Raw genomic sequence first — 24,072 nt, forward strand, 5'->3', positions numbered from 1 at the left:
TAAGGCAGTCTCGGGGCAGGCAACTGGGCAGGAGCGCTTTCTGACTTGGCCGAGGTTCCGCTCGCCGTGGCGACTGGACATGTCCATTGGGGTAGGCGGCCGGGTCCTAACTTCGCAAGGGGGCATGTCCACTGCCGGCGCCATCGAGGGGACATAGCGCCCATATGCTCAGTCCTGACCGTGGCGACCGGGCATGCCCAGCGGGGAATGCGCCGGGCCCGACTCCGCAGGGGGGCATGTCCAATGTTGGTGGCATCGAGGGGACATAGCGCCCATATGCTCAGTCCTGGCCGCAGCGACTGGACATGTCCAGTGGGGGAAGGCGCCGGGTGTCGGGCTACTGGATCGGCGGGACGGTGCGGGGCCTGACGACCAGCCAGAGCGCGGCTGCCGCCAGGAAGATGCACGCGGCCTGGACGGCGCCCATCGGGGTGGCGGAGGAGACGCCCAACCAGCCCACCACCGGCGAGATGAGGCCGGCCATCAGGAAGGTCGCAGCACCGAGTAGGGAGGCAGCGGTGCCGGCCTGCGCACCGTGCTTGGCCAGCGCCAGCACCTGGACGCAGGGGAACGTGAAGCCGGCGCCAAGGATATAGAACCAGAGCGGCACCATGACACCCCAGAGCCCGAAGCCCAGCTGGTCGAAGATCACGATCAGGACGGCCATCAGGAACATCCATGCCGTGGAGCAGGCCAGGATCCACTGCGGCGGTACCTTCCGGATGATCCGCGAGCTGGTCTGCACCCCGGCGACAATGCCGAGGGAATTTATGCCGAAGAGGAGGCCATACTGTTGCGGGCTGAAGCCGTAGACGTCCTGGAAGAGGAACGGCGACGCGGAAAGGTAGGTGAACAGCCCGGCAAAATTCATTCCGCCCACCAACAACAGCCCAACAAAGATCCGGTCGGTGAACAGGACGCCGTAGCGCTGGCGGGCGGTCATGCCCGTTTTTCCGCGGAGTTCCCGGGGCAGCGTCTCGCGCACCACGAACACGGCGGCAATCAGCACACACATGCCGTAGCCGGCCAGGAAGAAGAAGATCCCCGGCCACGGCATGAACAGCAGCAACTGCGAGCCGATCACCGGCGCGAGGATCGGCGCCAGGCCGTTCACCAGCGCCATCCGGGAGAACATCCGCACCATGGCGAATCCGCTGAACAGGTCCCGAACCATGGCCATGGCCACCACACCGCCCCCCGCAGCGCCGATGCCCATCAGTACCCGGAAGGTGCCCAGAGTCGCGATGTCGGTTGAGAGCGCCGCCCCCAGGGAAGCCATGATGTGCACCGCAGTCGCCAGGATCAGCGGGATCCTGCGGCCGAACTTGTCGCTGAGCGGGCCCACCACAAGCTGGCCGACGGCAAAACCGATCGTGGTGCCGGTCAGCGTCAGCTGCACGGCCGCCTCGGAGACGCCCAGGCTCTCCTCCAGTGCCGGGAAGGCCGGAAGGTAGAGGTCCACCGTGAAGGGTCCCAAGGCGGTGAGGGCGCCGAGCATCAGTATGTAGAGGAGCTTGCGGCGGCGGCTCAGGGAATCGCCGGGATTGGTGGGTGTAGTCACAGAGGTCAATCCTAGGGCTCGCGGCACCCGTTCCCGTGTGCGGCCAGGGCGCGCCACAGCCCGCCGCCGCGTCCCGGTCAGGAGCCTGAATGGTAGTTTTGACACCGGGGTGTGCGTGAAGCTGCGCAGACCGGCAAGCCGCGCGAAAGCGGGAATCATGGATGTAACCAGTTAGGCGGGACCGATGAGCGGACGTCACAGCGGCGGGACAAGCGAGGGGCTGCGCATTTCCGCACTCCCCAGAACCCTCAAACTGATCTTCAAGCTGGCTCCGCGGCAGCTCAACGACGAGATCGCCCTCGCCAAAGTCGAGCTCAAGCGCAAGGGCATCGCGGTCGGTGTCGCCGCTGCGTTTCTCGCCGTCGCGCTGGCCTTTGTCGCGTTCCTGGTCGTCGGCCTCATCGTTGCCGCCATCATGGGCCTCGCCACGATCATGCCCGCCTGGCTCGCGGCGCTGCTCGTCTGTGGTGTTTTCCTGGTGATCGCCGCCATCGCGGGCCTGGTGGGGGTCGGCAAGTTCAAGAAAGCCATGCCGCTGGTTCCCGAGGATACGATCCGTGGCATCAAGTACGACCTCGGCATCGCCAAAGAAGGCGCCGCCTTCGATCCTGCCGTGCTGGACCCGGAGTCCGACGTCTACAAGGCGGCCAAAGCCGCCAAGGCGGAGGCCGCCGCGAAGGCCAAGGCTGAGAAGGAAGCCAAGAAGGCCGCCGAGCCGGACTTCGGTCCGCCGCCCACCGAAGCGGAGCTGCGACGCCGGGTGGACCAACGCCGCACGCACCTCACCGGGGTCCGCGATGAACTCAACGAGGAACTCGACGTCAAAACCCAGGCCCAGGCGCTGCTGGCCGCGGCCCAGGTGAAGCTGCGGGACGGCAAGGAACAACTCAGCGGCAAGGTGGCCGGTTTCCGGTCCGCGGCGGCCCGCACAGCGAAGCGTCCGGCGACCCCTGCCGGCGCCACTGGGGAGGGCACCGGCATGGCCGACCAGCTGAGCCAGCGGTGGAAGCCGCTCGTTGCGCTCACCGCCTCAGCAGCCGCCCTCGTGTTCCTCCTGCGCAAATTCATCAAGGGCTAGGCAGCCCGCTGAACTGCAACGCCCAATCGTTGCCGGCCACGGAAAGGGGGACTGGATGAAGTTCATCGGCGCTGGTTCCCGGCCTGGTCAGGCCCAGATCCACCACGACCGGGTCTTCACCGTCCCCAATGTCCTGACCATTGTGAGGTTCCTCGGCGTCCCGCTTTTCGTCTGGCTCGTCCTTGGGGTTCAGGAGTACGGCTATGCGGCACTCGTCCTTGCCATCATGGGCAGCACCGACTGGGTGGACGGCTACGTGGCCCGCCGCTTCAACCAAATGTCCAACCTCGGCCGGATCATGGATCCCATCGCGGACCGTCTGTCGCTGATCGCGGTTGCCGTCACTCTGGTAGTCGCCGGCGTCGTCGAATGGTGGTACCTCGCGGCGCTCCTCATCCCGGACGCCATCCTGCTCGCCTTGTCGCTCTACTACTTCCACGGCCACCCCGATCTGCCCGTCAGCAAGATCGGCAAGATCCGGACCGCGCTCCTGCTGGTCGGCACGCCGCTGCTCGTCCTCTCGAAACTTCCTGTCCCGGGCGCCGAGGCGTACTTCGTGGCCGCCTGGATCTTCCTCGGGCTGGGCCTCGTGGGGCACTGGATTGCCGCCTACAACTACTTCTGGGCCATTATCCGCAAGGGTAAAAAGGTCAAGAGCAGCATGCCCGACGCCGACGCCGACGGCGGCAGCCGCTGATGATGTGGTTCGCCGTACTGCTGGCCGTCCTGGGCGCGTTCTGCCTCGCGTTCGGCGCCCAGCGCCAAGGCAGTGCAGTCAAGGCGGATACCGGGGGACTGGCGCTCAGCAACCATGGCATGCTCCGGCTGCTCCGCAATCCCCGCTGGGTGTTCGGTCTGCTGCTCCTTTGCGTGGGCATGGCGTTGAACTCGGTCGCCCTGGTGATGGCGCCGTTGACCGTGATCCAGCCGATCGGAGCGATCGCCCTCGTTATCACCACGATCGTCAACGCCAAGGACCAGGGGCTGAGCATCAACCGGGCCACGGTAGTGGCCATCACCGCCTGCGTCACGGGTTCGGCCCTGTTCGTGATTCTGGCGGTTAACGTCACTCAGGAGAACCACCAGGTCAGCGCCTCTGACGAGCTGACGGTGGTGCTGCTGCTGGCCCTGGCTGTCGGGCTGTTCGGGACCCTCGCCCTGGTGTTCCGGCACCGGATGAGCGCCTTCATCTACATCCTTGGCGCGGGCATCCTGTTCGGCTTTGTCGCTGTCCTGACCCGGATCATCGGCAAGCACCTGCTGGATCCCAACGGCTTGGGTGTGCTGAACGTGCCATGGTACTCGGTGGTCGCGATTGTGGCCGCCGGCGTCCTAGGCTCGTGGTTCGTCCAGAACGCCTACTCCGGTGGCCCGCCGGATCTGGTGATAGCCGGGCTGACCGTGATCGACCCGATCGTGGGCATCGGGATCGGCATCACGATCCTCGGCGAACTCCGCCCGGATGTCCACGCCGTGACGGCGATTGCGATGGGCGCGGCCGGTTTGCTTGCTATCGTGGGAGTGATCGCCTTGTCCAGGCACCACCCCGAAGTCACCAAGCGCAAGAAGGACGCGCGGAAGGCCGCGGGGCGGGCGGCCCAGGACAAGACCAGACTTCAGCAGTAGGCCCGGTACGCCTGCGCCGACGGCCAGCCGGCCACTTCAGATCCAGCTGCCCGCACCGTGACCACCAGGAGCTCTCCACGTGACCATGCCTGACCACCAGCATCCGCTGACCATCCTGATAGCCGCGGACACCTACCCGCCCCACGTCAATGGCGCTGCGATGTTCGGCTACCGCCTGGCGAAGGGCATGACGGCACGCGGACACGATGTGCACGTCTTGGCCTGCCGTCCGGACAAGGGCAAGAGCTACACCGAGTTCAGCGACGAAGGCACAGTCCACCGGATCCGCTCCCACTCAGTTCCCACGCACGAGTACTTCCGGATTACCTTCCCGTGGGAGATCAAGAAGGAAATCAGCCTGCTGTTCGACCGGATCCAGCCGGATGTGGTGCACATCCAGAGCCACTACATGATCGGCGAGCACGTGCTCTACGAGGCCGTCAAGCGCGGCATCCGGATCGTGGCGACCAACCACTTTATGCCCGAGAACCTGAACCCCTTCCTTCCTTTCCCGCAATGGTTCAAGGACATCGTGGGTCGCATTTCGTGGAAGGACATGGGCAAGGTCATGGGCCAGGCCGACGTCGTCACCACGCCCACGCCGCTGGCCGCGAAGGCGATGCACCAGCATGCATTCCTCCGCCAGGTCCTGCCGCTCTCCAACGGCATCGACTCGGCGGCCTACGAACTCAAGCCGGGTGAGGAAGTGGCCCGGCACAGCAGCCCCACGGTGCTGTTCGCCGGCCGGCTCGCCGAGGAGAAGCACGTTGACGTGCTGATCGAGGCCGTTGCCAAGACTCCCAAGGAGCTGGACGTCCACCTCGAGATCGTAGGCGGCGGCGAGGTGCGGCCGGCGCTCGAGGCCCAGGTCGCGAGGCTGGGTCTCCAGGACCGGGTCAAGTTCCTGGGACTGGCGAGCGACGCCGAACTCCGCCGGGCCTACATCGCCGCCGACCTGTTCTGCATGCCGGGCACAGCCGAACTGCAGTCCCTCGTGACGCTGGAAGCGATGTCCGCGTCCACGCCGGTGCTGCTGGCGGACGCCATGGCACTCCCGCACCTGGTGCGGGACGGCGAAAACGGCTACCTGTTCACGCCCAACGACAGCGACGACCTCGCGGCCAAGATGGTCCGCGTCCTGTCGCGTCCGGCGGATGAGCAGGCGGCGATGGGCAAGGCCAGCCGGGGGATGGTGGAGAGCCACAGTATCGAGCGGACTCTGCAGGCCTTCGAGGATCTCTACTGCGGCGCAAGCTACGACGACCTCGTGGTCTGAGCCGGGCCACTACTATTGTTAGAGTGATTTTCGCCCGAGAACCATCCGGCCTTCGCCGGGCCGGTTTCCGGGCCCACGGGGCTATAGCTCAGCTGGTTAGAGCGCGGGACTCATAATCCTAAGGTCCTCGGTTCAAGTCCGAGTAGCCCTACCAACACGCGGAACCCGGACCGGGATCCGCGTCCTCGGGAGCCGGGCCGATGTTTCGACGTCGGCCCGGCTCCTTTCTCGTTTCGCCCGACTCCGGCGCTGTGCCGCCTTGGCCTGGCAGGAACCTTCCCGGCGACGCACGTCCCGATGGGTTCCGTCACTTGCGGGGGCTTGCTCACTGCGGTAAGTTACTGATGAGTAACATAGCGCAGGCGCGGAGCCGGCGTCATTCTGGTCGCCGCTGATCACACGTGAAGGAACACCATGTCCAAAGCTGACATTGACATCAACAACCTCCCGTACGCCGATGGCGACTTCTTCGCCTTCGAGCAGCTGCTCAGCGGCAAGGAGCAGGACCGTCTCGCAGAGGTCCGCGAGTTCCTCGCACGCGAGGTCAAGCCGATCGCCGTCGACTGCTGGAACCGCGCCGAGTTCCCGATGGACCTGATCCCGAAGCTTGCCGAGATCGACCTGGTCAGCCCGGTCCGGAGGCAGGGCTACTCCAACGTCTTCGCGGGAATCATGCACGCCGAGGCAACCCGTGCCGACACGTCCATCGCCACCTTTATGGGTGTCCATGACGGACTCTTCACCGGCTCCATCGAGGCACTCGCCTCCCAGGAGCAGCAGGAAGCGTGGCTGCCGGACATCTACTCCCTCAAGAAAATCGGCGCCTTCGGCCTCACTGAACCGCTCGGCGGATCAGACGTCGCCGGCGGCACCCGCACCACGGCGCGCAAGGAGGGCGACAGCTGGATCCTCAACGGCGCCAAGCGCTGGATCGGAAACGCCACCTTCTCCGACTGGGTGGTCATCTACGCCCGGGACCTCGCTGACAACCAGGTCAAGGGGTTCCTCGTCGATACCAAGACCGAGGGCTACCGCGCCACCAAGATCGAGAACAAGATCTCGCTGCGCACCGTGCAGAACGCGGACATCACCCTCGACAATGTGGTGGTACCGGACTTCTTCAAGCTCGCGAACGCCAACAGCTTCCGCGACACGAACAAGGTCCTTAAGGTCACCCGGTTGGCCGTTGCCTGGCAGGCAGTCGGCCAGCAGCTGGCGGCCTTCGACGTCGCCCGCCGCTACGCGGTGGAGCGCAGCCAGTTCGGGCGGCCGATCGCTTCCTTCCAGCTGGTGCAGCATCAGCTTGTGCAGATCCTCGGAAACGCCGTCAGCTCGATGGGCATGATGGTCCGGCTCTCCCAGCTGGAGGACCTCGGCCAGGCCAAGGACGAGCAGTCGGCCCTGGCCAAGGCCTTCACCACGGCGCGGATGCGGGAGAGCGTAGCCCTCGGCCGCAGCATCCTGGGCGGCAACGGGATCGTGACCGACTATGAGATGGCCAAGGTCTTCTCGGATGCCGAGGCCATCTACTCCTACGAAGGAACGCACGAGATCAACACGCTCGTCACCGGCCGGGCGATCACCGGCATCTCCGCGATCGTCTAGCCCGCGGCGCCGGGCCTGGCTGCGGCCCTTCGTTGCGCATCTCCGCCGCGCCCTATCCGGGCGCGGGATCCACGGGAGGGAGCAGGACGGAGGGCCGCAGGTCTGTCACGAAGGCCAGCGGATTGAGGTATTCATCGCCGCGGCGGACGCCCCAGTGCACGCAGGGCCCCGGTCCGCAGTGGCCGGGTTGGATCCACCCCAGGACCTCTCCCTCCGCGACGGCGTCGCCCGGGTTGAGATCGCTGCGCACTGCCTCGAAGCTGCTCCGCAATCCGGTTCCGTGGTCGATGGTGATGACCGGGCGGTCCACCACGATGCCGACAAAGCTCACCGTCCCGGCCGCCGGTGAGGTGACCGGGGCGCCGTCGAACCGGGCCTGAAGATCTACGCCGCGGTGACCGCTCAGCCATGGCCTTGCCGGCGGATCAAAGGCGCGCATAACGGCGGGCCGGGGATTCAGCGGCCAGCTCCAGCCGCCGGCCGCCATGCCGGAACCCGGGCCAGGCGTGATGCCGGAGCTTGGGCGGCCGTTGGGGCTGGACCCCATGGCCGGGCCAGCGCCCGCTGACCCCACCACGAGGGCGAGGGCGAGAAGCAGGGCGGGAACAAAGGCGGCACGGTTCGCCGGAATCTTCATACACCCAGCCTGCACCTGCCGCCGTTTTGCTGTAAGCGCCGCCGCTGGCTATGTGGATACAGCAAGGAGAGCAGGCTGCGGCCACCTCCGCAGCCCCTGCGAAGACCCTCCGCAGCCCCCGGAAACCGTCCATTTTGGCACCGCCCCTGTAGTACACTTGGTGGAGCAGTTTGCTGTGCCCTCACGCTTGATCAAGCCGGCACGCCTCATTCAGGGGTGCGGGGAAGCAGTGGCTGACTACGCGTATCCAGCCCTCCTCATTCGAAGCTTCAACTCTTCAGGGTGCGGAGGACTGCGCCTCTTTCGGTCCCGGCCCATCGTCGGGATAAGAAGCGCAGTGGATGCCAGGAGCACCGCCCGCCTGGGTGTTGCTAATCAACCGTCAACTATTGGCAGGGTAAGACAGCCCATGGGCTGTCTCATGAATGACCTGCCGGAAGGAGCGTCGGCATGCCCGTCGTAACTATGCGCCAGCTGCTTGACAGCGGCGTCCACTTTGGACACCAGACCCGCCGTTGGAACCCGAAGATGAAGCGTTTCATCTTCACGGAGCGCAACGGCATCTACATCATTGACCTGCAGCAGTCGCTGTCCTATATCGACCGTGCCTACGAGTTCGTGAAGGCCACCGTTGCACACGGCGGCACCGTCCTCTTCGTCGGCACCAAGAAGCAGGCGCAGGAATCCATCGCCGAGCAGGCCACCCGCGTTGGCCAGCCGTACGTCAACCAGCGTTGGCTCGGCGGTATGCTGACCAACTTCCAGACGGTCTCCAAGCGCATCCAGCGCATGAAGGAACTCGAAGAGATTGACTTCGACGACGTCGCCGGTTCCGCTTACACCAAGAAGGAACTGCTGCTCCTTCGCCGCGAACTCACCAAGCTGGAAACCAACCTCGGTGGTATCCGCAACCTGACCAAGGCGCCTTCCGCGCTGTGGATCGTGGACACCAAGAAGGAACACCTTGCTGTCGACGAAGCCAAGAAGCTGAACATCCCGGTTGTTGCCATCCTGGACACCAACTGCGATCCGGACGAAGTCGACTTCCCGATCCCGGGCAACGACGACGCCATCCGCTCCGTCAACCTGCTGACCCGCGTTGTTGCTGACGCCGTTGCTGAGGGCCTCATCGCCCGCAACCAGCGCGCCACCGGCACCACGGAAGCACCGGAAGAGCCGCTGGCCGAGTGGGAGCGCGAGCTCCTCGAAGGCAGCAAGACCGAAGAAGCTGCTGCTGCTCCGGCCGCAGAAGCCGCTCCGGCCGCTGAAGAAGCACCCGCTGCTGCCGAGGAAGCTCCGGCTGCCGACGACGCCGCCGGCGAAGCCAAGTAGTCAGACACCCTGACTGCCAGCTCAGCTGACAAATAAATCCGGATCTCCCCGCACGCTCTCCGCGGCGCAGGGGAACTGACAGGATGGCCGCTCACAAGGTGAGCTGCCGTCCTGTCAGTCCGTACACCACACAAAATTTCTAGACAGAGGGGTTCACATGGCGAACTACACTGCCGCTGATATCAAGGCTCTGCGCGAGCGCACGGGCGCCGGCATGATGGATGTCAAGAAGGCTCTTGACGAAGCCAACGGTGACGCCGAAAAGGCCATCGAAATCATCCGCATCAAGGGCCTCAAGGGCGCCACCAAGCGCGAAGGCCGCTCCACCGCAGAAGGCCTGGTTGCTGCCAAGGTCGACGGCGGCGTTGGCGTGATGATCGAAGTCAACTGCGAGACCGACTTCGTCGCGAAGGCTGACAAGTTCATCCAGCTCGCCGACAAGGTCCTGGCCATTGCCGTCGAGTCCGGCGCTGCCGACCTCGAGACCCTGCTGGCCACCGAGGTCGACGGCAAGCCGCTGTCCGAGGTCGTCGTCGAAGAGGGCGCCGTTCTGGGCGAGAAGGTTGTTGTCCGCCGCATCTCCCGCATCGAGGGCGCAACGGTCGACGCTTACCTGCACAAGACCTCCAAGGATCTCCCGGCCCAGGTCGGCGTCCTGTTCGCTGTTGACGGCGAAGGCGAAGCAGCTGCCACCGCAGCCCACGACGTCGCCGTCCACATTGCCGCGATGTCCCCGAACTACCTCTCCCGCGAGGATGTTCCGGCCGAGCTCGTCGAGTCCGAGCGTCGCATTGCCGAGGAGACCGCCAAGGCTGAAGGCAAGCCCGAAGCAGCAATGACCAAGATTGTGGAAGGCCGCGTCACGGGCTTCTACAAGGGCGAGGTCCTCCTCGACCAGGCATTCGCCAAGGATGCCAAGAAGTCTGTCGCACAGGTCCTCGAAGAGGCCGGCGTCAAGGGCACCGCATTCACGCGTTTCCGCGTCGGTTCCTAGTCAGACACTAGTCAGACACTAGTCAGACACTAGTCAGACACGCTGAGGGGGTGGTCACTGCGGTGGCCACCCCTTTTGCATGCACCCGGGACACCGTCCCGGAAAAAACCGGGTAGTCCCGGGTAGATCCGGGCAGTCCAGGAAAATCCGGGTCCGGGCCGAATGACTCCTTTGGCCCCCGGCACGATAACCTTTTGCAGAGTTCACCAACGGGAAGGCACCATGGAAACCGTCACTACTTCAGCCCAGCCAAAGAAGAGCCGGCGCCGAGTCCTGTTGAAGCTTTCCGGCGAGGTCTTCGGCGGCGGCAAGCTGGGCGTCGATCCCGATACAGTCCGCGGCGTGGCCAAGCAGATCGCCGCGGCAGTCCCCGACGTCGAGGTCGCGATCGTCGTCGGCGGTGGAAACTTCTTCCGCGGCGCCGAACTGTCGCAGAGCGGCATGGACCGTTCCCGCGCCGACTACATGGGCATGCTCGGCACGGTCATGAACTGCCTGGCCCTCCAGGACTTCCTGGAACAGGCCGGCGTCGAAACCCGTGTGCAGAGCGCCATCACCATGGGCCAGGTCGCCGAGGCATACATTCCCCGCCGCGCCATCCGCCACATGGAAAAGGGCCGTGTGGTCATCTTCGGCGCCGGCGCCGGACTGCCGTACTTCTCCACCGACACCGTGGCCGCCCAGCGTGCCATGGAGGTCCACGCCGACGTCGTCCTCATGGCCAAGAGCGGGGTCGACGGCGTCTACACCGCGGACCCGAAGAAGGACCCCACGGCCGAGAAGCTGCACCACCTCAGCTACGATGATGCGCTGCGCCGCGACATCCGCGTGATGGACCAGACCGCCATGACCATGTGCAAGGACAACAACCTCACCATGGTGGTGTTCGGCATGGAAGGCGAGGGCAACGTCACCCGGGCCATCCTGGGCGAGGACCTGGGCACCGTCGTCACCCCCTAGCAGCGGCTAGGATGTTTTCAGGACATTTCCGCACCTCGAAGCCCGGGGCCAGCAGGCGGAACGCCACCAAGACCGTGCAGCACCCCGCCAGCGGCGGGTGCACCAATTTCTGAGGAGAGATCGTGATCGAAGAAACCTTGCTCGAAGCCGGGGACAAGATGGACAAGGCGGTTGAAGTAGCCAAGGAAGACTTCGCCTCGATCCGCACCGGCCGCGCCAACCCGGGCCTCTACAACAAAGTGCTGGTGGACTACTACGGCTCACCCACGCCGTTGCAGCAGCTGGCTTCCTTTGCCATCCCGGACGCCCGCACCATCCTCATCACGCCGTTCGACAAGACCGCCCTGCGCGACATCGAGCGTGCCCTGAGCGACTCCGAAGTGGGAGCCAACCCCTCCAACGACGGCAACGTCATCCGGATCACCATTCCGGACCTGACGGCCGAGCGCCGCAAGGAATACGTCAAGATCGTCAAGTCCAAGGGCGAGGACGCCAAGGTGTCCATCCGCAACATCCGCCGCAAGGCCAAGGAAACCCTGGACAAGCTGGTCAAGGACGGCGAAGCCGGCGAGGACGAGGGCAGCCGCGGCGAAAAGGAACTGGACGCCATCACCAAGGCCCACGTCGACGGCATCGACGAGCTTCTCAAGCGCAAGGAAGCCGAGCTGCTCGAGGTCTGATGGCGCAGGAACAGGGGGACCCCGGAGCGCACCTCCGGGTACGGGGGAAGCAGCGGAGGAACCCGACGCCGAAGGCCGGCAGGAATCTTCCCGCCGCCACCGCTGTGGGCCTCGGCATGCTCATCTTCGTCCTTGGCGGACTATTGTTCCTTCCGCTGGGGTTTGTGCTCATTGTCACCACCTTCGCGATCTTCGGTGTCTGGGAAGTTTTCCGGGCACTGGAGACCTCGGGCACCCGGCTGCCGATCATTCCGGTGATGACAGGAACGGTTGCGATGCCGGCCGCGGCCTACTTCGGCGGCCTCGAAAGCCTCCTGTTCGCGATGATGCTCAGCAGCGTTGCCGCGCTGATCTGGCGGTCCCTCGAGGGCGCCGCAGGATCCGCGCGCAGCATCTTCGCCGGCGTCTTCACGCTGGCCTGGGTCCCGTTCCTGATCAGCTTCGCCGTGCTGCCGCTGCACACGTTCGTGGGGGAGACGCCCGTGGGGCTGTGGCCCGACGGCGTTGTTCCGCCGGGAGCGTGGCAGATCGCCACCCTGCTGCTGCTGGTGGTGGCCAACGACACCTTCGGGTACCTTGTTGGCGCCTCGCTCGGCAAGCACCCGATGGCGCCGAAGATCAGCCCCAAAAAGAGCTGGGAAGGCTTCGCCGGTTCGATGGGCGGGGCCACGGCAGTCGGTGTTCTCGCCGCCGTTTTCCTGCTGGACAGGCCCTGGTGGGTGGGAGTGGTGCTGGCCGTGGGCATGGTTGCCGCAGCCACCGCAGGGGACCTCTCCGAATCCATGGTCAAGCGCGAACTCGGCATCAAGGACATGAGCAGCATCCTGCCCGGCCACGGCGGGGTCATGGACCGCCTGGACTCGATCGTCTTCGCATCCCCGGTAGCCTTTATCCTCTACTCAATCTTTGCCGGCGCGTGAGGAACTTCCGCTTCCGTCCTCCGGCCCTAGAATGGTGCCGGGCAAACCAGCCGAACGGCATTGAAGGAAACAAAACTAACAGTGGACATTCAACGGCAGATTCCTGCTTCCTTTGACCGCGTGCAGCGGAATCAGTACGGCTACAACGCCAAGCAAGTGGACCAGTTCATGCAGCGGGCACGGGTGTCCTTCGAATCGCCCCGTTCCGCCGCCCGGCCGGTCAAGAGCGCGGACGTCCGGGCAGTCTCCTTTGACCCCGTCAAGGGCGGCTATGCCGCATCCGACGTGGACGCCGCCCTGGACCGCCTGGAGGACGCGCTCGCCTTGCGGGAGCGCGACGAACTGGTCGCCGAACGCGGCGAGGACGCCTGGCTGCGCGAGATCGGCCGGCTGGCCGGCCTGCTCCGCGGACGGCTGCACCGCCCCGACGGTGAGCGTTTCCGGCGTCCGGCCAAGGCCAAGGCACGCAGCTACAACACCGCGGACGTGGACGACCTCTGCCACGATCTGATCGGCTACCTCGAAGAGGACAAGCCGCTGAGCGTGGACAATGTGCGCCGCGCTGTGTTCCGGCCCGCCGTCGGCAAGGACGGCTACGAGGAAAACCAGGTGGACGCCTTCTTGGACCGCGTCGTCGAGCTGATGGCCGCCATCGACTGAGCGTCAGCGCTCGGTGACCAACGGCCGTTCCGGTGTATGCAGCCGGGTCATGAGCCGGGTGATGGTCCGCGGCACGCGGCCGCGGGTGGCACGGGAGACCAGGACCATCACGGCAAACGCTGCCGGCACCGTCCAGGCAGCGGGCTGCGCCAGCCAGGGCGGGGTCCCGCCGGGACTCAGCCAGGCTCCGGCCACCATCGCCCCGCCGCACAGCACGGCCCCCGTCACCATGCCGGCGATCGCCCCGGCGTCGGTCAGTCCGCGCCACCAAATGCCCAGCAGCAGCACCGGACAGATCGTCGACGCGGTAAACGCAAACACCATCCCCACGCTCCCGGCCAGCGCGAGCGAACCCGTCATGGACGCGATGCCCAGCGGGACCACCGCGGAAATCACGGCCGCCCGGCGGAAGCCCTGGACGCTGCCGCCGAACAGGTCCTGGCTGATCACCCCGGCGAGCGAGACCACCAACCCGGAGGTCGTGGACAGGAACGCGCCGAACGCTCCGGCCACCACCAGCGCGGACAGCAGGTCACCGGCCATCCCGCCAACCAGCTCCCCGGGCAGCAACAGCACCAGTGCATCGGCCTGCCCGCTTTGCGCCAGGTGCGGGGCGAACACCCGGCCGATCAGCCCGTACGCCGTCGGGAACAGGTAGAAGACCGACAAGAGGCCCAGCACTATCAGGGTGGTCCGGCGGGCCGACTGCCCGTCCGGGTTCGTGTAGAAGCGCACCAGCACGTGCGGCAGGCCCAGCGTCCCGAACAGCAGCGCCACCAGCAGGGAAACATTTTGGTACATGCCGGCCGGGGCCGCGCCGGTGGGGTTCACGGAGCCCTCCGCCACCGCGGGAGTCCCGGAGTCCGCCAGTACGAAGACGATGAACAGGATCGGCACCGCCAGCGCCGTTAATTTCAGCCAGTACTGGAACGCCTGGACAAAGGTAATGGACCGCATGCCGCCCGCGACGACCGTGACGCACACGACGACGACCACCGCCACCATCCCCACCCACGCCGGCAGCCCGGTGGTGATCCGGATGGCCAGCGCCGCGCCGTGGAGCTGCGGGACGATATAGAGCCAGCCGACAATGACGACGACGACGCTCGTGACGCTGCGGACCACCCGAGAATCGAGCCGGGCCTCGGTGAAGTCGGGAATCGTGTAGGCGCCGGAACGGCGGAGCGGGGCGGCGACGAAGAGCAGCAGCATCAGGTAGCCCGCGGTGTATCCCACCGGAAACCAGAGGGCGTCCGTGCCGGAGAGCAGGATGAGCCCGGCTACGCCCAGGAAGCTCGCCGCTGACAGGTATTCGCCGCCGATCGCCGAGGCGTTCCACCAGGGCCGCACCGTCCGGGACGCCACGTAGAAATCCCCGGTGGTGCGCGAGATCCGCAGCCCGTAGAAACCGATGCCCGCCGTGGCCAGCGAGACTGCGGCGAACGCTGCGATGGCAACGGCCGGGTTCACGGACGCCTCACTTGTCCCCGACGAGATCCCGGTAGCGGGACTCGTTCCGGGCCGCCGTCCGGATATACAGCCACGCGCTGAGCCCGACCACCGGGTAGATCCCCGCGCCCAGCAGCACCCAGTCGAAGGGCAGGCCCATGATCGTGGACTCCGCGAGCCCGGGGACCAGCCCCAGCATCAGCGGGAACGCGACCAGGATCAGCAGGAATCCTGCGGCCACCACCACCCCGAGCCGCAGCTGCGAGCGGATCAACGAGCGGACAAACACCTGGCCGGCGTCGGATTCCTCGGCGGCCTCGCGGGAAGCGGCGGCCAACCTCGCGGCCGTCACAGCGCTGCCGCCCTGACTGGCGCTGCCTGCCGTGACGCTGCCCGCTGTGGCGCTGCCTGCCGTGATGCCGCCAGCCCGGACGCTGCGGGGCGCGGTGACGCGGACGCGGGTCATGCCTGCGGCCGGATCCGGGTCGCCTCAAGCTTCTCCCGCACTGACGGCAGGTGCCGCCGGCTGATTGGCAGTTCGGCACCCGTCACGGTGACGCTGGGACGGGCGGCGGCGAGCTTCATGTGGCTGACGTGGTTCAGCGCGATGAGGTAGGACCGGTGGATGCGGATAAAACCTGCTTCGGCCCATTGCTGTTCCAGGTCGGCCAGCGGAACGCGGATGAGGTAGCTGGCGTCCGCGGTGTGCAGCCTGGCGTAGTCGCCCTGGGCCTGGACATAGGTGACATCCTCGCGGCGGATCATCTTGGTGGTGCCGCCGAGGTCCACGGTGATCATCTCCGGCCGCGGGGCGCCCTCCTTGAGCAGCTCGCTGATCCGGCCGATCGACTTCGCCAGCCGCTCGGCGCGGACGGGTTTCAGGAGGTAGTCCACGGCGGCCAGCTCGAAGGCTTCCAAGGCGCAGTCCTCATCGGCAGTGACGAAAACCACCGCGGGCGGCCTGCTGCTGCGCGAGATGACGCGCGCGATGTCCAAGCCGGAGAGGGCCGGCATGTGGATGTCCAGAAAGACGGCGTCGACAGCCTCAGCCTCGAGGGCGCGCAGGGCCTCGGTCCCGGAGGACGCGCGGTAGATGGTGCCGATCCGGTCGTCCCGGCCGAGCAGGAAGGCCAATTCCTCAACAGCGGGCAGCTCGTCGTCGGCGACGAGGACGTTAATCATGGATCAAGACTACTGCCGCAGGCACGGCAGCCGGCCGCAGGCTCAGGCATCGTGGCGGGGCTGCGACTTGGGGACGCGCATGGTGATCAGCGTGCCTTCCCCGGGCGCCGTCTCGATCACCAGCCCGTTGTCGTCGCCGTAGACCTGCCGCAGCCGGGCATCGACGTTGCGCAGCCCGACGTGATCGCCCTCGCCGTGCCCGGCGAGGACCGCCCGCAACTGCTCCGGATCCATGCCCACGCCGTCATCCTCGATGGTCACCTCGGCGAAGGCGCCGGAATCGTTGGCCGTAATGGAGATGTGGCCCGGTCCCTCTTTCGCCTCGAGACCGTGCCGGACGGCGTTTTCCACCAGCGGCTGCAGGCTCAGGAACGGGATCACGGTGCTGAGCACTTCGGGGGCGATCCGCAGGCTCACTTGCACGCGGTCGCCGAACCGGGCACGTTCCAGCAGCAGGTAGCGGTCGATGCAGCGCAGTTCCTCGGCGAGCGTGGTGAAGTCACCATGCCGGCGGAAGGAGTAGCGCGTGAAGTCCGCGAACTCCACCACCAGCTCGCGCGCCCGGACCGGGTCCGTGTTGATGAAGGAAGCGATCGCGTTCAGGGAGTTGTAGATGAAGTGCGGGCTGATCTGGGCCCGGAGGGCGCGCACCTCGGCCTCCATCAGCAGCGTGCGCGACGCGTCGAGTTCGGCCAGTTCCACCTGCGTGGCCACCCAGTCGGCCACCTCGCTGGTGGCCCGGACCAGGCCGGAGCCCACCGCCGGGGCGAAGGCGGCCACCACGCCCACCACCCTGGTCCCCGTTTTGATCGGGGCGATCACCGCGCCGCGTTCCACGTCCGTGCGGGTGGCCACGGTGCCCTGGCCCTGGGCCAGTTCCTGCACCTCGCCGGCCGGGATCACGGCGGTATGGCCGCCGTCGAGCACTCCCGCCGACAGTTCCATCAGGAGCGGCTTGAGCTCCTCCCCGGCCCCGTCCCAGGCGAGGACACCGGACGTGTCGGCTATCGCCAGCGCGTCGCAGCCCAGCAGGCTGCGCAGCTGCCGGCTGGCCTTGGCGGCGCCGGTCGGATTGAGCCCGGTCCGCAGATGCTGGCCGGCGCGCGAGGCCGCGTGCAGCGTCTTGTAGGTGGCCCGCTCCGCGTCGGTGCCAAGGTCCCTGAAGGAGCGGAGCACCTTGAGCCCAACGGCGACGACGACGGCGATCGCCGCTGCGATCACGGCGATGGCGGCGGCGGTGAACAGGGGAGAGTCGGGCATGGGCCCAGCGTATCGCGGCGCCCGCCGGGCGACGGCCGTTCGGGCGCCGGACCGTGCTGGAGGCACCGCTGACCGCAGCATCCCGACCGCTGAGCGACGCAGGGCCGGGCGGTTCTGTTGGTTGGCCGCATCACGGGAGACAGTGATAGCAGTCACATTGGCCCGTGGGCTGTTCGGAGCAGGTCAAAGCAAGCCGGTGTGGACTCGCCAGTCTCAATGAGGAGGAACGATGGGTCACGAAGCCCAAGAAACGGACGCTACGGCGGCCGTGGACTTCAAGGAAGTCCAGTCGACGGAGCGGTTCCAGGAACTGCGCAAACGTCACCGCAGCTTTGTCTTTCCGATGGCCATTGCATTCCTGCTCTGGTACTTCGCCTATGTCCTGCTGGCCGACTACGCGGTGGAGTTCATGTCCACCAAGGTCTGGGGCAACATCAACATCGGCCTGATCATGGGCCTGCTTCAGTTCGTGACCACGTTCGCCATCACCGGCTGGTACGTCAGCTACTCGAACCGGAGGCTGGACCCGATCGCAGCGGAAATCCGCCATGAAATCGAAGGCCACGAGTTCGACAAGCACGGCAACCAGATCAGCGGGGTAGAGAAATGACGTTTATGGTCCCCGCAGTGAACGTTGCGGATCTCAAGGAAACCACGCTGCTGAACATGGGCATCTTCGCCCTGTTCGTGGCGGTCACCATGATCATCGTGATCAAGGCAAGCCGAAACAATAAGACGGCCGCGGACTACTACGCCGCCGGACGGTCCTTCACCGGGCCGCAGAACGGCACCGCCATCGCCGGCGACTACCTGTCCGCGGCCTCGTTCCTCGGCATCACCGGCGCCATCGCCATCAACGGCTACGACGGCTTTATGTACTCCATCGGCTTCCTGGTCGCCTGGCTCGTCGCCCTGCTGCTCGTGGCCGAATTGCTCCGCAATACCGGCAAGTTCACCATGGCCGATGTTCTCTCCTTCCGGCTCAAGCAGCGCCCCGTGCGCATCGCAGCCGCCATCTCCACCCTCGCGGTCTGCTTCTTCTACCTCCTGGCCCAGATGGCCGGAGCCGGCAGCCTGATCTCCCTGCTGCTGGGCATCAGTGACTGGGGCGGACAGGCGCTGGTCATCATCGTCGTCGGCGCCCTGATGATCATGTACGTACTGATCGGCGGCATGAAGGGCACCACCTGGGTCCAGATCATCAAGGCCATGCTCCTGATCGCCGGCGCTGCCGTGATGACCTTCTGGGTCCTCGCTATTTACGGCTTCAACCTCTCCGACCTGCTCGGCGGAGCGGTGGAAACCTCGGGCAACCCGAACATCTTGAACCCGGGCATGCAGTACGGCAAGACCGAAACCTCCAAGCTCGACTTCATGTCCCTGGGCCTGGCCCTCGTGCTCGGCACCGCGGCCCTGCCCCACGTGCTCATGCGCTTCTACACGGTCCCGACCGCCAAGGAAGCCCGCAAGTCCGTGGTCTGGTCCATCTGGCTGATCGGCCTGTTCTACCTGTTCACGCTGGTCCTGGGCTACGGTGCTGCGGCGCTGGTGGGCGCTGAAACGATCAAGGCTGCTCCGGGCGGCGTCAACTCCGCGGCACCGCTGCTGGCGTTCCACCTCGGTGGCCCGCTGCTGCTCGGCTTCATCTCGGCCGTGGCGTTCGCCACCATCCTGGCCGTCGTCGCCGGCCTGACGATCACCGCGGCGGCATCGTTCGCCCACGATATCTACGCCAGCGTCATTGCCAAGGGCAAGGCTGACCCGGCCACCGAGGTCAAGGTGGCCCGCAAGACCGTCATCGTGATTGGTCTCCTGGCCATTGCCGGCGGCATTTTCGCCAACGGACAGAACGTTGCGTTCCTCGTGGCGCTCGCCTTCGCGGTGGCGGCATCGGCCAACCTGCCCACCATCCTGTACTCGCTGTTCTGGCGAAAGTTCACCACCCAGGGCGCCATCTGGAGCATGTACGGCGGGCTCGGCTCGGCGATCATCCTGATCGCGCTGTCCCCGGTGGTCTCCGGTGCCAAGACGTCCATGATCCCGGGCGCCAACTTCGCGATCTTCCCGCTCAGCAACCCCGGCATCGTCTCCATCCCGCTCGCGTTCTTCCTGGGATGGCTCGGTTCGGTGCTCGACAAGAGGCTGGAAGACACCACCAAGCAGGCCGAAATGGAAGTCCGCTCCCTCACGGGCGTGGGCGCCGAAAAGGCCACCGACCACTAAGGCATCACCCGCTGGTGATCCACACCGGCTGACAGACGGCAGGAGCCCCCATGCAACCGCATGGGGGCTCCTGCCGTTTGGCGTCCGGCGGAATCCTCAGCCTTCGGCGGAGCCACGTTCCAGCAGCGGCTGGATCCGGAAGGGGATCATCTCGCTCATGGCCAGGGCAGTGTCCGTCCGGTCCACGCCGTCGCAGGCCAGGATCTTGCCGTTGATCCGGAAGAGGTCCTCGGCGTCGAGGGCCACCACCCGCAGCAGCAGGTCCGCCGAGCCGGTCAGGCCGTAGCCCTCCAGGATCTCCGGAATATCGGCCAGTTCCGCCGCCAGCTGGCCGAGCTTCTGCTGCTGGACGTGCACCGAGATGAATGCCATCAGCGGGTAGCCCAGCGAGGCCGGATTGATGCGGCGCTCAAAGGACAGGAAGACGTGCTTCTTCTCCAGCTGCGCCATCCGGGCCTGCACGGTATTCCGCGACAATCCCAGTTTCTGGGCCAGCGCCACGACGGTCCGCCGGGGATCCCGGGCCATGGCCGAAAGCAGGCGGGTGTCGGTGCCATCCAAGGGTTGCATAATGCGCAAGATTAGCACGGTGCCAAACTGCCAGACAGTGCAGAATGCTCAACTTCTTTGCGGGTGGTTGTACCCAATGGGCATTGTGAGTAGGGTCACAGATATCCGGGGCAACGGCGCCCGGGCGGCCGGCGCGCACCGGGATCACGAGTCCTGCGAGCACCGGTCAGACGACGTCAGAAGGTGCGGACAACTGTGTTTACCGACGACGCGGGCAAGAGCGGCATTGCCGCCGGTGGCCCCGGGAACAGTGCAGAATCAAACAGGCGGACAGGCGGGGATCTCGTCCAGCTCGTCACTCCCGGGGGAGAACGGGTAAGCCATCCCGAGTTCGATCCCTGGCTCCAGGATGTCACCGATGAGCAGCTCGGTGCGCTCTACGAAGACATGGTGGTCATCCGCCGGATCGATACCGAGGCCACCGCGCTGCAGCGCCAGGGCGAACTCGCGCTCTGGCCGCCGCTGCTGGGCCAGGAGGCCGCCCAGATCGGCTCGGCCCGGGCCCTCCGCGACGATGACTTCGTGTTCCCCAGCTACCGCGACAACGGCGTCGCGTACTGCCGCGGGGTCAACCCGGAGGACATCGTCAAGGCCTGGCGGGGCAATGCCCTGGCGGGCTGGGACCCGTACACGGTCAACGTCGCAACACAGCAGATCATCATCGGCGCCCAGACCCTGCACGCCACCGGCTACGCGATGGGAATACAGAACGACGGCGCCGATTCGGTCGCCGTGGCCTACTTCGGCGACGGCGCCACGAGCGAGGGCGATGTCAACGAGGCCCTGGTGTTCGCCGCCAGCTTCCAGTCCCCGGTGGTCTTCTTCTGCCAGAACAACCACTGGGCCATTTCCGAGCCGGTCCGGCTGCAGTCCCACATCCAGATCGCGGACCGCGCCGCAGGCTTTGGCATCCCCAGTATGCGGGTGGACGGCAACGATGTCCTGGCCGTGATGGCCGCAACCCGCATCGCCATCGACCGCGCGCGCCGCGGCGGCGGCCCGACCTTCATCGAGGCCGTCACCTACCGTATGGGCCCGCACACGACGGCGGATGACCCCACCCGCTACCGTGACGCCAACGAGCTTGAGGACTGGGCGGCGAAGGACCCGATCGCCCGGCTGAAGTCGCTGCTGGAACGCAAGGGGCTGCTCACCGAGGACCTCGAAACCGCCGTCGCCGCCAAGGCCGACGCCGTGGCCAAGGCGCTGCGGGCGGGCACCATCAACATGCCCGAGCCGGCGCCGATGGACATCTTCAAGCACGTCTACAGCACCCCCCATTCCACGCTGGAGCGCCAGCAGGACCACTATTCCCGTTACCTGGCTTCCTTCGGCGATCCCGCAGAAGCCGCTTCTGAAGAAGGTGCACGCTGATGACGCAGATGACCTTTGCCCGAGCCATCAATTCGGGCCTGCGCAAGTCCCTGGAAAATGATCCCAAGGTGATCCTCATGGGCGAGGACATCGGCGCCCTCGGCGGTGTCTTCCGCGTTACCGACGGCCTGCAGAAGGACTTCGGGAAGCACCGTGTGGTGGACACCCCGCTCGCCGAGTCCGGCATCATGGGCACCGCCGTCGGACTCGCGTACCGCGGCTACCGCCCGGTGGTGGAGATCCAGTTCGACGGTTTCATCTACCCGGCGTTCGACCAGATCGTCAGCCAGGTCGCCAAGATGCACTACCGGACCCAGGGCGCGGTGAAGATGCCCATCACCATCCGCGTGCCCTTCGGCGGCGGCATCGGCTCTCCGGAACACCACTCCGAATCGCCGGAGGCCTACTTCACCCACACCTCGGGGCTGCGCGTCATCAGCGTCTCCAACCCCCAGGACGCCTACACGATGATCCAGCAGGCCATCGCCTCGGATGATCCGGTGCTGTACTTCGAACCCAAGCGCCGCTACCACGACAAGGGTGAGGTGGACGAGGCCCTTGACCTCGGTGCCGCCCTGTCCCTGGAGAAGGCCCGTGTGGTCACCGAAGGCACGGACGTGACGCTTGTGGCGTACGGCCCGCTCGTCAAGACCGCCAAGGACGCCGCCCTCGCCGCCGCGGACGAGGGCGTGTCGATCGAAGTCATCGACCTGCGCTCGCTCGCCCCGCTGGACTTCGCCACGCTGGAGGCCTCGGTCCGGAAGACCGGCCGGCTGGTCATCACCCATGAAGCCTCCCAGACCGGCGGCATCGGCGCCGAGGTTGCCGCCAGCATCACCGAACGCTGTTTCTACCACCTCGAGGCTGCCCCGGTCCGGGTCACCGGCTTCGACGTCCCGTACCCCTATTCGAAGCTTGAAATGCACCACCTCCCGGGTCTGGACCGGATCCTGGACGGCGTGGACCGTGCCCTGGGCCGCCCCAACTCCCTGAGCGGGCTGGAAGGATGAGCGCCACCATGATCAAGGAATTCAGGCTGCCGGACCTCGGCGAGGGTCTCACTGAATCGGAAATCGTCGCGTGGAAGGTCGCGGTGGGGGATACCGTCGCGCTCAACCAGATCATCGCGGAGGTCGAAACGGCCAAGGCCGTCGTCGAGCTGCCCTCGCCGTTCGCCGGTGTGGTCGCGGCCCTCCACGAACAGCCCGGCACCGTCGTCGAGGTCGGCAAGCCGATCGTTTCCTTCGAAGTGGAGGGCGACGACGGCGGTTCCGCCGGCGGTTCCGGTGCGGACGCGCCGGCCAAGCGTGAACCGAACCTCGTTGGCTACGGCGCCGTCCTGGAGAACTCCGGCCGGCCCGCCCGCCGCGCCCGCAGCTTCGCCGCCCCCGCCGTGGCCGACGCCGCGCCTGCCCCGGTGGTTGAGCCGGTCGCGCCCGCACCGGTGGTTGAGCCGGTCGCGCCCGCCCCGGCGGTTGCGGAGGCACTGCCTGCCGTGCCCCGGTCCGCGGAGCGCCCGCGGTCCACGCCGCCGGTGCGCAAGCTGGCCAAGGATCTCGACGTCGACCTCGCAGCCGTCACCGGTACCGGTGAGCACGGGCTCATCACCCGCGACGATGTGCGCAACTTCGTCGGAGGGGGAGACCTGCCGGTGGCACCGCAGGACCTGGCCGGTGTGTCCGCGCAGGCTCCGGCGCAGGGCGAGCGGGAAACCCGGACCCCGATCAAGGGCGTCCGGAAGTTCACTGCCGCCGCCATGGTTTCCAGCGCCTTCACCGCACCGCACGTGACGGAGTTCCTCACCGTCGACGTCACCCCGACCATGGAACTGCTGGCGAAGCTCAAGGCCAGCCGCGCGTTTGCCGGCTACAAGCTCACGCCGCTGACCGTCGTGGCAAAGGCCGTGCTCATCGCCCTGCGCAACCACCCAACGCTCAACACCCGCTGGGACGAGGCCAAACAGGAGATCGTGCAGTACAACTACGTGAACCTGGGCATCGCGGCCGCCACGCCGCGCGGCCTGACCGTGCCGAACATCAAGGACGCCGACCGGATGTCCCTGCTGGAGCTCTCCACCGCCCTGACCGAGCTGACGGACACGGCACGCGCGGGCAAGACCGCTCCGGCCGAGCTCTCCGGGGGCACCATCTCCATCACCAACATCGGCGTCTTCGGCATCGATGCCGGCACCCCCATCCTCAACCCGGGTGAGGCCGCGATTTTGGCGCTCGGTGCGGTGCGGAAGATGCCCTGGGAGTTTCAGGACGAGGTGGCGCTGCGCCAGGTCATGACGCTCAGCCTGTCCTTCGACCACCGCCTGGTGGACGGCGAGCAGGGCTCACGCTTCCTGCAGGACCTCGGCGCCATCCTGTCCGACCCGGGCATGGCGCTTGCCATGGTTTAGCCGACCCAAGCTCAGAGCTGCCGGCCGCCCCTGCCCAGGGGCGGCCGGCAGTTTTGTTGTCTGGAGTACGTGGCGGCGGCGTATTTGCCGTCCGGGGGCACTTTGCGGCCAACGTTCGACGTCGGAGCCCTGGTTCCCGGCGTGTCCGCGCCAAAGTGCCCCCGGAGCGCGGGCAGGCCACAGCACCAATGCTTGTGCTCACCCTTTTGTAAGTCTGGCGGAAGCGGCTCGTTAGGCTTCAATCCGTGGGTGCCGGCAACAGGGTGGCATGCTTGACGCCC

Annotated in this window: 23 protein-coding genes and 1 tRNA gene; 17 read left to right on the top strand and 7 right to left on the bottom strand. The window is 66.4% G+C overall.

What is annotated here, in order from left to right; genetic code table 11:
* Positions 1-337 precede the first annotated feature (337 nt).
* Positions 338-1,561: a multidrug effflux MFS transporter gene (locus AC6EUH_RS05460; protein ID WP_499738020.1), complete on the bottom strand. Its 1,224-nt coding sequence runs from the start codon at positions 1,559-1,561 to the stop codon at positions 338-340.
* Positions 1,562-1,745: 184 nt separating this feature from the next.
* Between AC6EUH_RS05460 and AC6EUH_RS05465 the strand changes: the two genes are divergently transcribed.
* From AC6EUH_RS05465 to AC6EUH_RS05490, 6 genes are all read left to right on the top strand, one after another.
* Complete coding sequence (locus AC6EUH_RS05465) at positions 1,746-2,639, top strand: phage holin family protein (RefSeq protein WP_499738021.1); 894 nt, start codon at positions 1,746-1,748, stop codon at positions 2,637-2,639.
* A gap of 55 nt (positions 2,640-2,694) precedes the next feature.
* Positions 2,695-3,336 (top strand): CDP-alcohol phosphatidyltransferase family protein, encoded by a 642-nt coding sequence (locus AC6EUH_RS05470; RefSeq protein WP_056432642.1) that lies wholly within the window; start codon positions 2,695-2,697, stop codon positions 3,334-3,336.
* On the top strand, positions 3,336-4,265 hold the full coding sequence (locus AC6EUH_RS05475) for a DMT family transporter (RefSeq protein ID WP_056432639.1): 930 nt from the start codon (positions 3,336-3,338) through the stop codon (positions 4,263-4,265). Before AC6EUH_RS05470 ends, AC6EUH_RS05475 begins: the two co-directional genes overlap by 1 nt.
* 79 nt (positions 4,266-4,344) lie before the next feature.
* Complete coding sequence (locus AC6EUH_RS05480) at positions 4,345-5,541, top strand: glycosyltransferase (protein ID WP_056432637.1); 1,197 nt, start codon at positions 4,345-4,347, stop codon at positions 5,539-5,541.
* 77 nt (positions 5,542-5,618) lie between these two features.
* A tRNA-Ile gene (locus AC6EUH_RS05485) sits at positions 5,619-5,695 on the top strand.
* Positions 5,696-5,955: 260 nt separating this feature from the next.
* Positions 5,956-7,146: an acyl-CoA dehydrogenase family protein gene (locus AC6EUH_RS05490; protein WP_056432634.1), complete on the top strand. Its 1,191-nt coding sequence runs from the start codon at positions 5,956-5,958 to the stop codon at positions 7,144-7,146.
* A gap of 52 nt (positions 7,147-7,198) precedes the next feature.
* On the opposite strand, the gene AC6EUH_RS05495 is transcribed toward AC6EUH_RS05490, so the two are convergent.
* Positions 7,199-7,783, bottom strand: a complete 585-nt coding sequence (locus tag AC6EUH_RS05495; protein ID WP_499738022.1) for a murein hydrolase activator EnvC family protein — start codon at positions 7,781-7,783, stop codon at positions 7,199-7,201.
* A gap of 450 nt (positions 7,784-8,233) precedes the next feature.
* Between AC6EUH_RS05495 and rpsB the strand changes: the two genes are divergently transcribed.
* The 6 genes from rpsB (at position 8,234) to AC6EUH_RS05525 (ending at position 13,329) form a co-directional block, all read left to right on the top strand.
* The gene (rpsB, locus tag AC6EUH_RS05500) at positions 8,234-9,115 is read left to right on the top strand and encodes a 30S ribosomal protein S2 (protein WP_056432628.1); all 882 of its coding nucleotides are present in this window, start codon (positions 8,234-8,236) and stop codon (positions 9,113-9,115) included.
* A gap of 157 nt (positions 9,116-9,272) precedes the next feature.
* Positions 9,273-10,109, top strand: coding sequence for a translation elongation factor Ts (tsf, locus tag AC6EUH_RS05505; protein ID WP_056432625.1), 837 nt, complete (start codon positions 9,273-9,275; stop codon positions 10,107-10,109).
* Between the two features lie 222 nt (positions 10,110-10,331).
* A complete protein-coding gene (gene pyrH / locus AC6EUH_RS05510; protein ID WP_056432622.1) occupies positions 10,332-11,069 on the top strand; it encodes a UMP kinase in 738 nt (245 codons plus the stop codon).
* A gap of 122 nt (positions 11,070-11,191) precedes the next feature.
* Positions 11,192-11,749 carry a ribosome recycling factor gene (gene frr, locus AC6EUH_RS05515; RefSeq protein WP_056432619.1) on the top strand — a complete coding sequence of 186 codons (558 nt, stop codon included), beginning with the start codon at positions 11,192-11,194 and terminating at the stop codon, positions 11,747-11,749.
* Positions 11,749-12,669 (top strand): phosphatidate cytidylyltransferase, encoded by a 921-nt coding sequence (locus tag AC6EUH_RS05520; protein ID WP_056432616.1) that lies wholly within the window; start codon positions 11,749-11,751, stop codon positions 12,667-12,669. The genes frr and AC6EUH_RS05520 overlap by 1 nt, the downstream gene beginning before the upstream one ends.
* A gap of 81 nt (positions 12,670-12,750) precedes the next feature.
* Positions 12,751-13,329, top strand: coding sequence for a DivIVA domain-containing protein (locus AC6EUH_RS05525; RefSeq protein ID WP_499738023.1), 579 nt, complete (start codon positions 12,751-12,753; stop codon positions 13,327-13,329).
* Positions 13,330-13,332: 3 nt separating this feature from the next.
* On the opposite strand, the gene AC6EUH_RS05530 is transcribed toward AC6EUH_RS05525, so the two are convergent.
* Genes AC6EUH_RS05530 through AC6EUH_RS05545 form a run of 4 tightly spaced genes read right to left on the bottom strand, consistent with a single transcriptional unit; the run spans position 13,333 to position 17,220 of the window.
* Positions 13,333-14,799: a sodium/solute symporter gene (locus AC6EUH_RS05530; RefSeq protein WP_499738024.1), complete on the bottom strand. Its 1,467-nt coding sequence runs from the start codon at positions 14,797-14,799 to the stop codon at positions 13,333-13,335.
* Between the two features lie 7 nt (positions 14,800-14,806).
* Positions 14,807-15,244 (bottom strand): DUF485 domain-containing protein, encoded by a 438-nt coding sequence (locus tag AC6EUH_RS05535; RefSeq protein WP_499738025.1) that lies wholly within the window; start codon positions 15,242-15,244, stop codon positions 14,807-14,809.
* Positions 15,241-15,960, bottom strand: coding sequence for a LytR/AlgR family response regulator transcription factor (locus tag AC6EUH_RS05540; protein WP_056432607.1), 720 nt, complete (start codon positions 15,958-15,960; stop codon positions 15,241-15,243). The genes AC6EUH_RS05535 and AC6EUH_RS05540 overlap by 4 nt, the downstream gene beginning before the upstream one ends.
* 42 nt (positions 15,961-16,002) lie before the next feature.
* A complete protein-coding gene (locus AC6EUH_RS05545; protein WP_056432604.1) occupies positions 16,003-17,220 on the bottom strand; it encodes a sensor histidine kinase in 1,218 nt (405 codons plus the stop codon).
* Between the two features lie 229 nt (positions 17,221-17,449).
* Between AC6EUH_RS05545 and AC6EUH_RS05550 the strand changes: the two genes are divergently transcribed.
* Both AC6EUH_RS05550 and AC6EUH_RS05555 read left to right on the top strand, forming a co-directional pair.
* Positions 17,450-17,830, top strand: coding sequence for a DUF485 domain-containing protein (locus tag AC6EUH_RS05550; protein WP_056432601.1), 381 nt, complete (start codon positions 17,450-17,452; stop codon positions 17,828-17,830).
* Entirely contained in the window at positions 17,827-19,443 is a 1,617-nt protein-coding gene (locus AC6EUH_RS05555; protein WP_056432598.1) for a monocarboxylic acid transporter, read from the top strand. Before AC6EUH_RS05550 ends, AC6EUH_RS05555 begins: the two co-directional genes overlap by 4 nt.
* A gap of 96 nt (positions 19,444-19,539) precedes the next feature.
* Here the strand turns inward: AC6EUH_RS05555 and AC6EUH_RS05560 are convergent, their stop codons facing one another.
* Positions 19,540-20,013 carry an Lrp/AsnC family transcriptional regulator gene (locus AC6EUH_RS05560; RefSeq protein WP_056432596.1) on the bottom strand — a complete coding sequence of 158 codons (474 nt, stop codon included), beginning with the start codon at positions 20,011-20,013 and terminating at the stop codon, positions 19,540-19,542.
* A gap of 195 nt (positions 20,014-20,208) precedes the next feature.
* On the opposite strand from AC6EUH_RS05560, the gene pdhA reads away from it, so the two are divergent.
* From pdhA to AC6EUH_RS05575, 3 genes are read left to right on the top strand one after another with little or no spacing between them, the layout of a single operon-like run.
* A complete protein-coding gene (pdhA, locus tag AC6EUH_RS05565) occupies positions 20,209-21,387 on the top strand; it encodes a pyruvate dehydrogenase (acetyl-transferring) E1 component subunit alpha (protein ID WP_499738026.1) in 1,179 nt (392 codons plus the stop codon).
* The gene (locus tag AC6EUH_RS05570; protein ID WP_499738027.1) at positions 21,387-22,397 is read left to right on the top strand and encodes an alpha-ketoacid dehydrogenase subunit beta; all 1,011 of its coding nucleotides are present in this window, start codon (positions 21,387-21,389) and stop codon (positions 22,395-22,397) included. Before pdhA ends, AC6EUH_RS05570 begins: the two co-directional genes overlap by 1 nt.
* A complete protein-coding gene (locus AC6EUH_RS05575) occupies positions 22,394-23,791 on the top strand; it encodes a dihydrolipoamide acetyltransferase family protein (RefSeq protein ID WP_499738028.1) in 1,398 nt (465 codons plus the stop codon). The genes AC6EUH_RS05570 and AC6EUH_RS05575 overlap by 4 nt, the downstream gene beginning before the upstream one ends.
* The last annotated feature ends 281 nt before the right edge of the window (positions 23,792-24,072 follow it).

Source organism: Arthrobacter sp. 001422645 (genome assembly GCF_059816125.1).